Annotated in this window: 15 protein-coding genes; 13 read left to right on the top strand and 2 right to left on the bottom strand. The window is 71.2% G+C overall.

Going from position 1 to position 15,068, the window contains the following annotated elements; all coding sequences use genetic code 11:
- Positions 1–120: 120 nt before the first annotated feature.
- From QBJ89_RS05445 to QBJ89_RS05385, 13 genes are all read left to right on the top strand, one after another.
- Entirely contained in the window at positions 121–432 is a 312-nt protein-coding gene (locus QBJ89_RS05445) for an STAS domain-containing protein (RefSeq protein WP_277979520.1), read from the top strand.
- A complete protein-coding gene (locus QBJ89_RS05440) occupies positions 429–797 on the top strand; it encodes a response regulator (protein ID WP_277979519.1) in 369 nt (122 codons plus the stop codon). The genes QBJ89_RS05445 and QBJ89_RS05440 overlap by 4 nt, the downstream gene beginning before the upstream one ends.
- Positions 794–2,782, top strand: coding sequence for a chemotaxis protein CheA (locus tag QBJ89_RS05435; RefSeq protein ID WP_277979518.1), 1,989 nt, complete (start codon positions 794–796; stop codon positions 2,780–2,782). Before QBJ89_RS05440 ends, QBJ89_RS05435 begins: the two co-directional genes overlap by 4 nt.
- On the top strand, positions 2,779–3,297 hold the full coding sequence (locus QBJ89_RS05430; protein WP_277979517.1) for a chemotaxis protein CheW: 519 nt from the start codon (positions 2,779–2,781) through the stop codon (positions 3,295–3,297). The genes QBJ89_RS05435 and QBJ89_RS05430 overlap by 4 nt, the downstream gene beginning before the upstream one ends.
- A gap of 100 nt (positions 3,298–3,397) precedes the next feature.
- On the top strand, positions 3,398–5,182 hold the full coding sequence (locus QBJ89_RS05425; protein WP_277979516.1) for a methyl-accepting chemotaxis protein: 1,785 nt from the start codon (positions 3,398–3,400) through the stop codon (positions 5,180–5,182).
- A complete protein-coding gene (locus QBJ89_RS05420; protein ID WP_347342821.1) occupies positions 5,179–5,643 on the top strand; it encodes a chemotaxis protein CheW in 465 nt (154 codons plus the stop codon). The genes QBJ89_RS05425 and QBJ89_RS05420 overlap by 4 nt, the downstream gene beginning before the upstream one ends.
- A gap of 146 nt (positions 5,644–5,789) precedes the next feature.
- A complete protein-coding gene (locus QBJ89_RS05415; protein ID WP_277979515.1) occupies positions 5,790–6,047 on the top strand; it encodes a CHASE3 domain-containing protein in 258 nt (85 codons plus the stop codon).
- A gap of 87 nt (positions 6,048–6,134) precedes the next feature.
- Complete coding sequence (locus QBJ89_RS05410) at positions 6,135–7,841, top strand: methyl-accepting chemotaxis protein (protein WP_277979514.1); 1,707 nt, start codon at positions 6,135–6,137, stop codon at positions 7,839–7,841.
- A gap of 124 nt (positions 7,842–7,965) precedes the next feature.
- Entirely contained in the window at positions 7,966–9,618 is a 1,653-nt protein-coding gene (locus QBJ89_RS05405; protein WP_277979513.1) for a methyl-accepting chemotaxis protein, read from the top strand.
- Positions 9,619–9,728: 110 nt separating this feature from the next.
- Positions 9,729–10,520: a CheR family methyltransferase gene (locus QBJ89_RS05400; RefSeq protein WP_277979512.1), complete on the top strand. Its 792-nt coding sequence runs from the start codon at positions 9,729–9,731 to the stop codon at positions 10,518–10,520.
- Between the two features lie 5 nt (positions 10,521–10,525).
- On the top strand, positions 10,526–11,602 hold the full coding sequence (locus QBJ89_RS05395; RefSeq protein ID WP_277979511.1) for a protein-glutamate methylesterase/protein-glutamine glutaminase: 1,077 nt from the start codon (positions 10,526–10,528) through the stop codon (positions 11,600–11,602).
- Between the two features lie 15 nt (positions 11,603–11,617).
- Entirely contained in the window at positions 11,618–13,345 is a 1,728-nt protein-coding gene (locus QBJ89_RS05390; protein ID WP_277979510.1) for a hypothetical protein, read from the top strand.
- A gap of 70 nt (positions 13,346–13,415) precedes the next feature.
- Positions 13,416–13,658 (top strand): glutaredoxin domain-containing protein, encoded by a 243-nt coding sequence (locus QBJ89_RS05385; RefSeq protein WP_277979509.1) that lies wholly within the window; start codon positions 13,416–13,418, stop codon positions 13,656–13,658.
- Between the two features lie 49 nt (positions 13,659–13,707).
- On the opposite strand, the gene QBJ89_RS05380 is transcribed toward QBJ89_RS05385, so the two are convergent.
- A complete protein-coding gene (locus QBJ89_RS05380; RefSeq protein WP_183922399.1) occupies positions 13,708–14,124 on the bottom strand; it encodes a cupin domain-containing protein in 417 nt (138 codons plus the stop codon).
- A gap of 65 nt (positions 14,125–14,189) precedes the next feature.
- Positions 14,190–15,068, bottom strand: a complete 879-nt coding sequence (locus QBJ89_RS05375) for a type 1 glutamine amidotransferase (RefSeq protein ID WP_277979508.1) — start codon at positions 15,066–15,068, stop codon at positions 14,190–14,192.

The following is a 15,068-nucleotide window of genomic DNA, read 5'->3' as shown; positions in this document are numbered from 1 at the left end:
CCATCGCGCGGGGCAACGGTGCGCTGCTCCCTCGCTCGGGAGTGGCGAGGCGACGCGTGCGCTGTGTCCGGTTCTCGCTGGGCCGACGCGAGATGGTGTCAGGACGAGGATCTGATCGGTATGACCACCGCGATCGTGGCGGAGCGCGACCTCTCGCTCGCGACCATCGACCGGCTCGCCGCCGCCCTGCGCGAGGCGCTCGGCCGTGGCGATGCCGTAACACTCGATCTCACCCACGTCGCCGGCCCCGACCTCGCGCTGCTCCAGCTCGTCGAGGCGGGGCGACGCCAGGCGGAGCGCGACGGCGTCGACGTCGCGCTGGCCGCGCCTGCGGGTGCCGCACTGGTGCGCGCGCTGGAACGCGCCGGCTTCACCGCGGGCTTCGATGCCACCGACCATGATTTCTGGTTTCATGGAGACCCGCCGCGATGAGTGCCTCGATTCTGACCGTCGACGACAGCGCGAGCCTGCGCATGGCGATCCGCATCGCGCTGACCGGGGCGGGCTATGCCGTGACCGAGGCGTGCGACGGCGCCGACGGGCTGTCTAAGGCGGCGGCGACCCGCTTCGACCTGATTGTCACGGATCTCAATATGCCGAACATGGACGGTCTGAGCATGATCCGCGCGCTGCGCGAGCAGCCCGCCCAGGCGGGCGTGCCGATCGTTTTCCTCAGTACCGAGTCGGACGCGGAGGTGAAGGCGCAGGCCAAGGCCGCCGGCGCGACGGGCTGGCTGGTCAAGCCGTTCGAGCCGGAGCAGCTGATCCGGGTGGTGCAGAAGGTGCTCGGGCGGTGAGCATCGAGGATCCCACCGTCGCCTTCCGGGTCGAGGCGTGCGAGCTGCTCGACCAGGTCGAACAGGCGTTGCTCGACCTCACCCACCGGCTCGACGATGCCGCGCTGATCGATTCCGTGTTCCGCGGGCTGCACACGCTCAAAGGCTCCGGCGCGATGTTCGGCTTCGACGCGCTCGCCGCCTTCACCCACCATATCGAGAGCGCATTCGACCGGGTGCGCAAAGGTCGCGCTCGCGCCACGCTCGAGCTGGTTGCCACCGTGCTCACCGCACGCGACCATATGCGCGCGCTGGTGGAGGGCGACGCCGTGCCGCAGGACGGCGGGGCGATCCTGGCGCGGCTCGCCGCCGCGGTCGACGCTCCCGCGATCGCTCCGACCGCGCCGCCGCGACCCGCGGCGGCGGACGCGGCGACCGCCGGCTGGCAATTGTCGTTCCGCCTCCCGCGGCAGGCGCTGGCGCACGGCACCAACGCGCTCGCGCTGCTCGACGAGCTGCGCGCGCTGGGCGACTGCACCCTGGTGGCGCGACGCGACACGATCCCGCCGCTCGATCAGCTCGCCGAGCGCGACTGCCTGGTCACCTGGGACGCGACGCTGCGCGGCGACGTGCCGCGCGCCGCGATCGACGACGTTTTCCTCTTCGTGCTCGACGACATGGAGCTGAGCGCCACGCCGCTCGCGCCTGCCGACCCAACCCCCGCCGCGACCGCGGCGGCACCGGCTCCCGCACCGGCGCGCGAGCCCGACCGATCCGCGTCCGGCCAGCCCGCGCCCGATACGTTCGGCGAGCGCCGCGCCCGCGTCGTGCAGGGCGAGCTGGTCCGCGTGCCCGCGGCGCGGCTCGACACGCTGATGGATCGGGTCGGCGAGCTGGTGATCGCACAGAGCCGGCTGAGCCAGCTCGCCGGCGACCGCCACGACCTGCAGCTGCGCTCGGTCGCGGAAGAGGTCGAGCGGCTCGCCGCCGAGCTGCGCGACACGATGATGGTGCTGCGGATGGTGCCGGTGTCGAACCTGTTCGGCCGTTTCCGCCGACTGGTCCACGATCTCGCGCGCGAGACCGGCAAGGCGATCGCGCTCGAGACCGTGGGCGAGTCGACCGAGATCGACAAGACTGTGGGTGAGCGGCTGTTCGACCCGCTCGTCCATATTCTTCGCAATGCCTGCGATCATGGGCTGGAGACACCGGACGAGCGTGTCACGCTTGGCAAGGGCGCGACGGGCACGGTCCGGCTCGCGGCGCATCAGGCGGGTGGCGCGGCGGTGATCACCGTCAGCGATGACGGTCGCGGCGTCAACCGCGCGCGCGTGCGCGCCAAGACCGAGGCGAGTGGGCTGGTCGCGCCAGGCGAGGTGCTCACCGATGCGGAACTGCTCGCGCTGATCTTCCATCCGGGCTTCTCCACCGCGGCGGCGGTGACGAACCTTTCCGGCCGCGGCGTCGGCATGGACGTGGTCAAGCGCGAGATCGAGCGACTCCGGGGCACGATCGAGCTGGTCAGCACCGAGGGCGCCGGTACCACGATCACGCTGCGCATCCCGCTGACGCTGGCGATCATCGACGGGCTGCTCGTCCGCGTCGGCACGGCGCGCTTTGTCATACCGCTCGCGGCGGTGGAGGAGTGCCTCGAGCTGTCCGCCGAGGAGGACCGCCGATCGCTTGGCCGCAGCCTGATCACGCTGCGCGACCGTTTGGTGCCGTTCCTGCGGCTGCGCGAGCTGTTCGCGAGCGACGCCCCGCCCGATGCCTTCCAGAAGATCGTGGTGGTCGCGACCGGGCGTGAGCGCGTCGGGCTGGTCGTCGATCAGATCGTCGGCAGCCATCAAACGGTGGTGAAGGCGCTCTCGCCCTTCCACCGAGGGATCGGCTCGTTCTCGGGCGCGACCGTCCTGGGCGACGGCGGCGTCGCGCTGATCCTAGATGTCGCGCAACTGGTGGCACGCGGACAGCAGATTGAGGCGGCGATGGAGCAGGCGGCATGAGTGCGCTCTCCGTCAGCACCGGGTCGGGCCAGAGCTCCACCGCGGTCGCTTGGAATAGGCACGGCGAACTGGAGGTGCTCACCTTCGATCTCGGCAGCGAGCGTTTCGCGATCGAGGCGACGTTGGTGCGCGAGATCGTCGAGCCGCTGCCCGAGACCAGGGTGCCGTGCGCTCCCGCGCTGGTCGACACGGTGGTGAACCACCGTGGCCGAATCGTGCCCGTGGCTGACCTGCGCGCGCCCTTTGCCATGGTCGCCGCGCCGCCCACCGCGGAGAGCTGCCTCGTCGTGGTCGAACTCGCGCTCGATGACGAGACGCTGCTGCTCGGCCTCCGCGCCGATCGCGTCCACGAAGTGGTGACACTGGCCGAGGCGAGCAGCGAGGACGCGCCGAGCGTCGGCGTGCGCTGGCACCGCGCTTTTGTGCGGCGGCTGGTGCGCTCGGGTGACGACGTGATCGTGCTGCCGGACCTGGCCGCCATCCTCGCCCCGGCGCTCGGCGGCGCGGGCGCATGAGCGGGGCGGCGCCGCGGCGTCTTGCTCTGGCGGCCACCGGCTCCCGCGACCTGACGATCCCAACTTTGCCATACCGACCCTCTTGCCGAGGACCCCAGTGATGCGTGCCACGATCAAGCTGAAACTCATCGTCACCTTTACCGTGCTGACCCTGCTGCTGCTCGCCGTCGTCGGTGTGGCGATCACGCGGATGGGGACGCTCGACACCGCCATCGCCGCGGTGCTCGACGGGCCGACCAAGCGCGCGCTGCGCTCGCTCACGCTCAACGACGCGCTGGGCGACGTGATGCGCATGGAGAAGAACATGGCGATGACGACCGACGACGCGCTGACGCGCACGTTCGACGAGCGTCTCGGCCAGGATCGCGCGCGCGTCGAGCGGCTGATGGCCGAGGGGCTCGCCAACGCCTCGGAGGAGAACAGGCTGCGCTGGGGCCAGCTGCAGGACGAATGGGCCGCGTACAAGGCGGTCAACGACCGCATCCGTGCGCTCGCCCTCGCCAATCAGAACGCGGAGGCGGCGCGACTGTCGCTCGGAACGGCGCTCAAGCTCGGCGACGAGATCACCCGGACGGGCGACCAGATGGTCGCCGCTAACCGAGCCTCGATGCAGCGCGCCGAACAGGACACCGACATGCTTTACGCGCAGTCGCGCTGGATGCTGATGGCGACCGCCGCTGTGGCGCTGCTGGTGGCGGTGGCGGGGTCGGTGTGGATCGCGCTGCTGGTGTCGCGCGGGCTCCGCGCCGCGTCGACCGCGATCGAGGCGGTGGCGCTGGGCGATCTTGAACAGGACGTGCGCGTCCCGGGCGACGACGAGATTCGCGACCTGGTCGAGGCGGTCAACCGCATGACCGCCAACCTGCGCGGCACCGCGGCGCTGGCCGACTCGATCGCGCGCGGTGACCTGACGGTAGAACACGTGCCGCTGTCCGAGCGCGACCGGCTCGGCCACGCGATGGTGGCGATGGTGGCGCGGCTGCGTGGCGTGGTCGGCGACGTGAACGGCGCGGCGGCGCAGGTCGCGAGCGGCAGCCAGGAGCTCTCCTCCGCGTCGGAGCAGGTGTCGCAGGGGGCGACCGAGCAGGCCGCGGCGGCGGAGGAAGCGTCCGCGTCGATGGAGCAGATGGCGGCCAACATCAAACAGAATGCCGACAACGCCACGCAGACGGAGAAGATCGCGCGCCAGTCGTCGCAGGATGCCGAGGCCAGCGGCGCGGCGGTGCAAAGAGCAGTGGGGGCGATGCGCACCATCGCGGAAAAGATCGGCATCGTGCAGGAGATCGCGCGGCAGACCGACCTGCTCGCGCTCAACGCCGCGGTGGAGGCGGCGCGCGCCGGCGAGCACGGCCGCGGCTTCGCGGTGGTGGCGGCCGAGGTGCGCAAGCTGGCCGAGCGCAGCGAGGCGGCCGCGGCGGAGATCGGCGCGATGTCGAGCGACACGGTCGCGGCCGCGGGCGAGGCGGGCGAGATGCTCACGCGGCTGGTGCCCGACATCCGCCGCACCGCCGAGCTGGTGGCGGAGATCAGCGCGGCGTGCCGCGAGCAGGACCTCGGCGCCGGGCAGATCAACTTGGCGATCCAGCAGCTCGATCAGGTGACCCAGCAGAACGCCGGCGCCGCCGAGCAGATTTCCACCACCGCCGACGAACTCGCCGGCCAGGCCGAGGAGTTACAGCAGAGCATCAGCTTCTTCCGCGCCGACCAGCAGCGGCCGGGCGCGGCGACGCAGCGACGAACGCCCCGCACCGTGGCCACGCTGGCATCACGGGCGGCCACGCCGTCGCGCCGAGCAGGTGATCCGGCGCGATCGCGTGGCTTCGCGCTCGATCTCAGCAGCGGCGGTCTCGATCGTGAGGACGCCGACTTCGGTCGCGCGGCATGAGCGCGGTCGGCGAGCTCCAAGTCGTCGTCTTTGCGCTGGGCGACGAGCAGTTTGCGCTGCCGGTCGGCGAGGTGCGCGAGATCCTCGATCATCACGCGCCCTTTCGCGTCCCCAACGCCCCGGCGTGGCTGCTCGGCCGCACCGACGTGCGTGGCGCCTCGGTGCCGGTGATCGACCTACGGCTGCGGCTCGGGCTGACATCGGTCACCGTCACGCCGATGACGCGCGTGCTGGTAGTGGAGGTGCAGCTCGCCGAGCGCGCCGCGGTCATGACGCTGGGGCTCACGGTCGATCGCGTGCTCGACGTGCGCAGCTACGCCGCCGCGGCGATGGAGCCGCCGAGCTGGGCGTGCGCTGGCACGCCGAACATCTGCGCGGGGTGCTGCGCCGCGACGGTGGCTTCGCCATCCTGCTCGATCTCGCCAGCATCTTCTCGGGCGACGCCGATGCCGAGCTGCTGATCGATAGCGCGGAGGAGGGCGGCTGATCGCGCGCGCGAGAGACGGCAACGACTTCGCGCGTGCGCGGGCGGGGCGCGGCGGGGCGACCCTCTATCATGGAAGCATTCCGGCCAACCTCCGGTCGCCCCCGCCGCGGAGCCTATCGAATGAAGCGACTGATCGAAGACCTCCCCATCGCGCGCAAGCTGGTGTTCGGTATCGGCGCGATCCTGCTGCTGACGCTGGTCGGCGATGCCGCCGTGTTCGTCCAGACGCTGAGAGCACGCACGATCGGCGAAAAAAATCGTCGCTATTCCGTCCTGATCGGCGACGTCTCGGAGATGATGCAGGCCGTGACCGATCAGGAGACCGGCTATCGCGGGTATCTGCTTGCGGCCGATCCGGCCTTCCTCGATGCCTATTAGCGCGGCGGCAGCGAGCTGGATCGCGCCTCGCTCGCCGCTTTGTCCGACACGGGCGCCGTCGCGGTCTTGCGGGCGCAGGTGGAGAGCGTGCGCGGCGCGGCATCGCGCTGGCGCGAGACGGTGGCGGAGCCCGGCATCCGGCTGATGGCGGACCCACGCACGCGCGAGCGCGCGCGCGCAATCGAGCGCGCCGGTGCCGGCAAGCGCCTGTTCGACGACCTGCGCACGCGTCACGCCGCCGTCGCCGGCGCGCTTCGTGCGCTGCGCGCCGAGCGGCGTCGCGAGCAGGACACTCTCTTCGTCGCCGTCCCGTTGGAAATACTCGCCAGCGCGCTCGCCAGTGCGCTGATCGCGCTGTTGGTCGTCGCGGTGTTGTCGCGCACGCTGGCGCATCCGGTCACCTTGGTGGCGGAGGAACTGGCGACGATCGCCGACCCGATCGACACCGGCCGGCGCGACGAGATCGGGCAGATGCAGGGCAGCGTGCGCGCGGTGCGGGAGGCGATCGGCGCCGTCTCGGCGACGCTTCGCGCGGTGTCCGTCGGCGAGACCAAAACCGGCGTAACGCGGCGCTACGGTGGTCTCAGCAACCAGCTCGCCGACGATATCGACCTGATCCGCCGCAACATGCAGGTGATCGCGCGGATCGCCGATCAGGTCGCCGGCGGCGATCTCACCGCCCAGCCGACGCCACAATCGGACGCCGACATGCTCGGTCAGGCACTGGTGACGATGCTGGCCGGGCTGCGCGCCACCGCGACGCTCGCCGAGGCGGTGGCGGCGGGTGATCTCACCATCGATCATCGTGCGCGCTCGGAACAGGATCAGCTCGGCCGCGCGCTGGCGACGATGATCGAACGGCTGCGCGCGATCGTCGGCCATGCCGCGGCTGCGGCCGAGCGCGTCGCCGGCGACAGCCAGCAGCTGTCCGGCGCTGCCGAGCAGGTGTCGCAGGGCGCGACCGAGCAGGCCGCGGCGGCGGAGGAAGCGTCCGCCGCTATGGAGCAGATGGCGAGCAACACGCGCCAGAATGCGCATAACGCGGCTCAGACCGAGAAGATCGCGCGTCAGTCGGCCGCCGACGCGGCGGCGAGCGGCGCCGCGGTGCAGACGGCGACGCGGGCGATGCGCGCGATCGCGGATAAGGTCGGCATCGTCCAGGAGATCGCGCGCCAGACGGACCTGCTCGCGCTCAACGCCGCGGTGGAGGCGGCGCGCGCCGGCGAACACGGCCGCGGCTTCGCGGTGGTGGCGGCCGAGGTGCGCAAGCTCGCCGAGCGCAGCCAGGCCGCGGCGGCGGAGATCGGCGCGATGTCGGCGGAGACGAGCGAGGCCGCGACCGCCGCCGGCGAGATGCTCGGACGTCTCGTGCCCGACATTCGCCGCACCGCCGAGCTGGTGGCGGAGATCAGCGCGGCGTGCCGCGAGCAGGATCTCGGCGCCGGACAGATCAACGTGGCGATCCAGCAGCTCGACCAGGTGACGCAACAGAGCGCCGACGCCGCCGAGCAGATCGCGGCGACCGCCGACGCGCTCTCCACCGAGGCCGAGGCGCTGCGTCGCGACCTGGCCTCTTTCCGTGTCGATACTGGATCGGAGCCGATCGCGCGCGCCGTCGCGGCCGCGCGGCCGGCGTCGCGCGGCGAGGCGGCGGCGCTCGAGCGGACGGGGCAAGCCTCCGCGGCGAGATCGAAGCGCTCGCTCAAGGCGGGCGCGCTCGTCGACCGACTTCGCCGAGCGCGCGGTTCGGCGCTCGACCTCGTCGGCGATAACAGCGCGCCGGAAGCCGGATAGGTGGTGCGGTGTCGTCATATAAGAGGGCGGGGCCGGTTCGTCCGCCCCTCGCTCTTCAACACCTCGCACCGTGGCGACGCTCGCGCCGTCACAACGGTCGAGTTCTCTGCTCGTGGGAATCGGTATGCGTGCGACCATCATGTCGAAGCTGGCGCTTACGTTCGGGATCATCATCGCGCTACTCGCTGGCGTGGTCGTCGTCGGCGTCTCGCGGCTGACGATGTTGAACAGGGCGGTCAGTGAGGTGATCACCGGGCCGACGCGGCAACTCGAGCGGGCGCTCACGATCGACGGTGAGCTCGGGCGTCTGCTGATCGCCCAGAACGGCGTCATCCAGTCGGGCGACAGCGACGTCGAGCAACGTGACAACCAGGAGGCGCTGGTGGCGGCTGGCAGGATCGACACCCTGCTGGACGAGGGCAACGCGCAGGCGTCGCAACAGGGTGCGCCGCTTTGGCGCGCTGCCCGCGCGGAGTGGGAGCGCTACAAGCCGATCGACGAGCGCATCCGTACGCTCGGCATCGCCGACCGCGACAAGGAGGCCGGCGCACTGGCTGCGACGGGGGGCGATCGCGCGACCAAGCGGCTGGCGCGTGTGATGGCGGAGCTGGTCCAGATCCAGCGCGATCGGATGAAGACGGTCGATCAGGAGACCGGATCGATTTTCCAGGGCGCCCGCTCGCTGCTGCTGATCGCCGCCGGTGCGGCGCTGCTCATCGCGCTCGCGGGGGCGATGTGGATCTCGCGCCAGATCAGCGACGGGCTCAATCTGATCCGGGACGGAGTCGCGGCGATCGCGCGGGGTGATCTGACCACGCGCATCGCGACCCGCCACGACGATGAGATTCGCGCTGTCGCCGATCACGTCAACGGCATGACCGAGCTGCTCGGCCAGATCATCGCGGCGACGGCGCGGGCCTCGCAGCAGGTCGCGGCGAACGGCCAGCAGCTCTCCGCCGCGTCGGAGCAGATGTCGCAGGGCGCGACCGAGCAGGCGGCCGCGTTCGAAGAAGCGTCCGCCTCGATGGAGCAGATGGCCGCCAACATCCGCCAGACCGCCGATAATGCCGCGCAGATGGAGTCGATCGCGCGCCAGTCCGCGCGCGACGCGGAGGAGAGCGGCGCGGCGGTCCGCGACACGGTCGGCGCGATGCGCACCATCGCGGAAAAGATCGGCATCGTGCAGGAGATCGCGCGCCAGACCGACCTCCTCGCCCTCAACGCCGCGGTGGAGGCGGCGCGCGCCGGCGAGCATGGCCGCGGCTTCGCGGTGGTCGCCGCCGAGGTGCGCAAGCTGGCCGAGCGCAGCGAGGCGGCCGCCTCGGTGATCGGCGCGATGTCGGGCGAGACCGCTGCCGCCGCTACGTGGGCGGGCGACATGCTCGCGCGGCTCGTGCCCGACATTCGCCGCACCTATGACCTGGTCGCGGAGATCAGCGCCGCCTGCGGCGAGCAGGATGTGGGTGCGACGCAGATCGACTTGGCGATGCAGCAGCTCGATCAGGTGACGCAGCAGAATGCGACGGCTTCCGACCAGATCTCCGCCACCGCCGAGATGCTCGCCGGCGAGGCCGAGCGGCTCAGCCGCGAGATCGGCTTCTTCACGGTCGCCGACACCGGGGCGGCCGAGGCCGGGGCGGCGCGCCGCGAGCGCGTGGCCGCGCCCAAATCGTCCCTCGTGAGCCGAGCGGTGCGCGCTGCCGTGCCGCCGCGCGGCGTCGCCATCGCGCTGGCTAACGGGCCGGGCTGCGGCGCCGAGCGCGTGTTTCCCGCATGACCGCGTCGACGCGGGCGTTCGGAGGCTTTGTCGCGCGGCGGGAGGAGAGTCGCGACGGTACGATCGCTGCGCCTCCTGCGGCGAATGACCGACTCTCGCGCCGTGATTTCATGCGGCTGAGCGCGTATATCCTCGAGCAGTCGGGCATTCGCCTGCCGGATGGCAAGACGACGATGCTCGAGGGTCGGCTACGCCGCCGCGTCCGCGCCAGCGGCCATGCCACGTTGGCCGACTATTGCGCCACCTTGTTCGACCGCGGCGGCTTGGCGGCCGAGCGCGAGCATCTGCTCAACGCGGTGACGACCAACAAGACCGACTTCTTCCGCGAGCCACGCCACTTCGACTATCTCCAGGCCGAGGTGCTGCCGCGGCTGCGCGACGCCGGCGTGCCGCGGCTCCGCGTTTGGAGCGCCGGCTGCTCGACCGGGGCGGAGCCCTATACGCTGGCGATGCTGCTCGACTCCTTCGCTATCGATCACAGCGGCCCGGATTACGGCATCCTCGCGACCGACCTGGACACAGAGGTGCTGGCGGTGGCGCGACGCGGCGTGTTCCCAAGCACGCAGCTCGACCCCGTGCCGCCGCTGTTGCGCCAGCGCTACCTTCGCCATGCGCTCGACGGCGGCGACGAGCTGCGCATCGCGCCGGAGCTTCGCGCCGCGATCGGCTTCGCGCCGCTCAACCTGATCGACCAACATTATCCGGTGGGCGCGCCGATGCACCTGATCTTCTGCCGCAACGTGCTGATCTATTTCGAGCGCGACACGCAAGTCGCCGTGGTGCGCCGGCTCGCCGACTGTCTCGCGCCGGGCGGGCTGCTGTTCCTCGGGCATAGCGAGTCGATCGCCGGGACCGATCTCCCGCTGGTGCCCGTCGCCGGCACCGTCTTTGCGCGGGCATGAGCACGATGCGCAAGACCCGCGTCCTGGTGGTCGACGACAGCGCCAGCGTGCGGCAGGCGATGACCGCGATCCTCGCCGCGGATCCCGAGCTCGAGGTGACCACCGCTAGCGACCCGTTCGTGGCGGCGCGCCACATCCAGCAGGCGGTACCCGACGTGATCATGCTCGACGTCGAGATGCCGCGGATGGACGGGCTGACCTTCCTGCGCAAGCTGATGGCGCAGCGGCCGATCCCTGTGGTGATGTGCTCCTCGCTGGTGGAGGAGGGATCGGACACGCTGCTCCAGGCGCTGGAGGCGGGCGCGGTGGACGTGATCCTGAAGCCGCGCCTCGGCGTGGTCGAGCATCTCGCCGACGCGCACGTGCAGATCCGCGAGACGGTGAAGGGCGCGGCGCGCGCGCGGCTGCACGTCCGGCCGAGCCCGCGGACCGGGCACGATGCGCCGCAGCGCAAGCTCTCCGCCGATGCGGTGCTGCCGCCGCCGAGCGGCACCGCGATGAGCCGCACGACCGAGATGGTCGTCTGTATCGGCGCCTCGACCGGCGGCACCGAAGCGCTGCGTGAGGTGCTGGAGGCGCTGCCCGCCAACGCACCGGGCATGGTGGTGGTGCAGCATATGCCCGAGCGTTTCACGCGCGCCTTCGCACAGCGGCTCGACTCGCTCTGCGCGGTCGACGTCCACGAGGCGACCGACGGCGACACGGTGATACGCGGACGCGTGCTGATCGCGCCGGGCGGGCTGCGCCACACTTTGCTCGAGCGGCACGGCGCGCGCTATGTCGTCGCGGTGCGCGAAGGGCCGCTGGTGGCACGCCATCGCCCCTCGGTCGACGTGCTGTTCCGCTCGGCAGCGCGCAACGCCGGGGCCAATGCGGTGGGCGTGATCATGACCGGCATGGGGGATGACGGCGCACGCGGGCTGCTCGAGATGAAGCAAGCCGGCGCGCGCACGATCGCGCAGGACGAGGCGACCTCGGTGGTGTTCGGCATGCCCAAGGAAGCGATCGCGCGCGGGGCGGCCGATCGCGTGGTGCCGCTGGGCCGGATCGCGCGCGAGCTGCTCCAGGCCGCGGCGCGCTGAGCGAGGACAGGAAGGATGCTGGTGGCCCCGATCACGCCCGACCGCGATCTCACCCCGATCGAGCAGCTCGTCGACGGGCTCAACGCGCTCGCCGGCGGGCTGGAGCAGCGCTTTCGCGGAGTCGGGGAGACGCTCGCCGCCGCGATCGACACGATCGACCGGATGGCCGGCGCGCTCGACGAGGTGCAGCGTGCGCTCGCGCCCGAGCGCGCCGGTGCCGCTGTAGCCGAGCTGCGCGCCGCTGCGGCGCGGCTCACCGCGCTGCCCGAGACGCAGCGCCGGCGCGCCGAGGATGTCGCGCAGCTGACCCAGCGCACGCGCACGCTGCGCGCGCTGCTCGCCGAGATGGGCGAGGTGATGCGGCTGCTCGGCTGTTATGGCATGAGCATCAAGATCGCTTCGGCGGGCGAGCCGGCCTTCTTCCAATTCGTGGCGGTGATGCAGGCCAAGTTGGACGGTAGCGAGCAACAGCTGCGCCGCTTCGCACAGGAGTTGGAACGCTTCGGGCGGATCGTCGCCGACGTGCAGGCGACTGACGCGCGGCTCGCCGGAGAGTGCGCCAAGCTGGGCGGGCAGGCGCCGGCCGAGCTCGCCGCCAGCGCCGACGCACTCGAGACGCAGCTCGCCGAGACGGCGCGCATGGCCCGTGAGGTGAGCGCGATCACCCGCACGGTGCAGGGTGAGGTGGCGCGCGTGCTCGGCGCGATCCAGATTGGCGACAGCGTGCGTCAGCGGGTCGAACATTGCATCGCGGTGCTGCGCGTGATCGACCCGTCGGCGGGGATCAACGGCGAACGCCCGGCGCCGCCCCCGCGCGGCGCGGTGGCGCATGTCGCGCGGCTGATCGCGGCGCAGATGCGCGCGATCGCGGACGACTTCCGCCACGAAAGCATCGCGTTGCTCGACTCGCTCGCGCGACTCGGCCCGCTCGCGGCCGAGCTGCTCGCGCTGGTGGAGGCGCAGGCGGCGCGCGTCGCGGAGAGCACGAGCGAGGCCGGCGGCGATGGTGGCGCGTTGCTGCGGCTGGAGCAGGGAATCGCCGCGTTGGGGGATATCACCGCCCGCCTGTTCGACACCGACGAGCAGCTGGCGATGCTGGCCGCCTTCGTCGAGGAGACCGTGGTCGACCTCGGTCGCGGTCTGCATGCGATCCGTGCCGTGACGCTCGACGTGCAAGACATCGCGACCAACACGCGGCTGCTCTGCCGCCGCCACGGCGACATCGGCCGTGCGGTGGCGGTGATCGCGACCGAGGTCGACCCGTGCGCGCGCAAGCTCGAGCGGCTGCGCGGTACGGTGGTCGAGCAGATCACGGCGCTCGGCGGCATCGCGCTGGGCGGCGACGGCGCGGGTGTCGGCGGCGACGTTCGCGCCACGCTGCGCGACGCGCTGGCGGTGGTGCGCGCCGCCTGCGAGCGCTCGGATGCGGCGGTGGCGGGAAGCGGCGGCGAGGCGCGCCGGATCGTCGCAGCGCTCGAGCACAGCGTCGACGAGCTGCACGAGCAGCAGATGTTCATCAGCGCGCTCGAGGCCGCGTCGGGCTCTCTCCACGATTGTACCCAAGGGCATGAAACGCTGAGCCAGACCGATACGGCCAGTCTGCATGACCTGATGCCGTGGATTGCGGGGCTCTACACGATGGCGCGCGAGCGCGAGATCCACGTGGGCTTCCTGCTGCCCGGCATGACGATGCGGACGAGCGAGGTCGTGGCGCCGGAAGAGGACGAGGACGGCTTGTTCTGAGCCGCGGCGGAACCCGCGGCGCCGACATGGCTTGGGCCTGTTATCCCCCTGAAACGACAAGGACAGGACAATGACCCAGCAGGCCACTCTCTATCGCATGGTCCTGCCCGACCATGTCTGCCCCTTCGGCGTGCGCGCCAAGGCGATGCTGGAGCAGGCCGGCTTCGACGTCGACGATCAGATCCTGGCGACGCGCGACGCGGTCGACCAGTTCGAGCGCGAGCAGCACGTCGAGACCACCCCGCAGGTCTTCATTCAGGGTGAGCGGATCGGCGGCAGCGACGACCTGGAGCGCTGGCTCCGCCGCGACTGAGCGCGCTGCCGGCGCGGTTGGCGGGGGCGCGCTGCCCCCGCCGCCTCACTCAGTGGCCGACCGCTTCGCGGACCTTGTCGGCGGCCTTGGCGAGCAGGCCCTTCTCGGCCTCCTCGGCTTCTTCCTTGGTGCGGAACGCGGCGCCTTCGGGCTCGGCAGGCGGTGCGTAAACCGAGAAGAGCTTGAGCTCGCCGCTGCCCTTGTTGACGATATTGTGCTGTGCGCCCTTCGGTACGACGACGAGGTGGTTCGGCCCTGCCTTGGTCGAGTGACCGTCGATCACCACCTGCGCGTCGCCGGCGACGATGAAGGTGGTCTGGTCGGCGGGGTGCGTCTCCATCCCGATCTCCTCGCCTGCCGGAATGCTCATCAACACGATCTGTACCTTGGCGTCGCGATAGACTTCCTTCTGCCAAAGCTCGTTTTTCGACGCGAGCTCGACCATGTCCTTGTTGAAGATCGTCACGGGATCATCCTTCCTTGATGTCTCGTGAAGCCGGACGTTCGAGTTGGGTAGAGCGTTCCCGCGCCTCAGCCGCGCCGACGCGCGCGTGTCGGCAGCACCAGCTGCTCTATGAAGTTGCGGATCTCGGTCGTGCGGGTCGCCGCGTCGGTGACCTGCGAGTCGAGCCCGAGCCGCCAGGCGAGGTCGCGCCGGTCGGGTGCCGCGTGCAACGCTTCGACCAGATCGGCCTGCGCGGCGACATCGACATCGTCGCGCGCGAGCCGGTGTTCGACGAGGTCGTCGGCCTGGCGCCGCAGCGCGGCAGCGACTTCCCCCAAGTCGATCTCCGGATGGTATTGCACGCCCCAAAACACGCCGTTGCCATGGCGGATCTCGACCGCCTGGACCGCGGTCACCGCGTTGCCGGCGAGCAGCGTTGCGTCGTCAGGTAAGACGGCGACCTCGTCAGTGTGGATCGCGGGCGCGTCATAGGCCGGCGGTCGCCCCCGCAGCAGCGGATGGTCGCGCCCCGCCGCCGTCGGCGCGATGCGGCGCGCGAACCCGGCTTCGCGACGCTCACCCATCGCGCGCACGCGCCCACCCGCCGCGACGACCGCGACCTGCAAGCCCGCGCACGAGCCGAACGACGGCACGCCCGCCCCGAATACGTCGCGCATGAACGCGATGATACGACGGCACTCGGGCGTGTCGTCGTAGAGGTGGAGTGGCGAGCCGGTGAGGAACACCGCGTCATAAGCGGCAATCTCGGCGGTGCCCGGCGGCGTCGCGCTATCGTCGGCCGGAGTGATCCGGGTGATCGTCGCGCCCGGCGCGATCGTCTCGAGCACCGCGGCATAGGTCTCGCCCGAGCTGCGCCCGACGCTGGCGCGCCGGTGCGCGCGCGCCTCGGGTGGTTCGCTCTCCGCGACGAGGAAGGACAGAGCGGCGATGGGCTGATCGGACAC

This window comes from Sphingomonas phyllosphaerae, from assembly GCF_029623345.1.
GTDB classification, from domain to species: Bacteria; Pseudomonadota; Alphaproteobacteria; order Sphingomonadales; family Sphingomonadaceae; genus Sphingomonas; species Sphingomonas phyllosphaerae_C.
The sequence above is the reverse complement of the archived record's forward strand: the minus strand, read 5'-3'. Positions and strand labels throughout refer to the sequence as shown.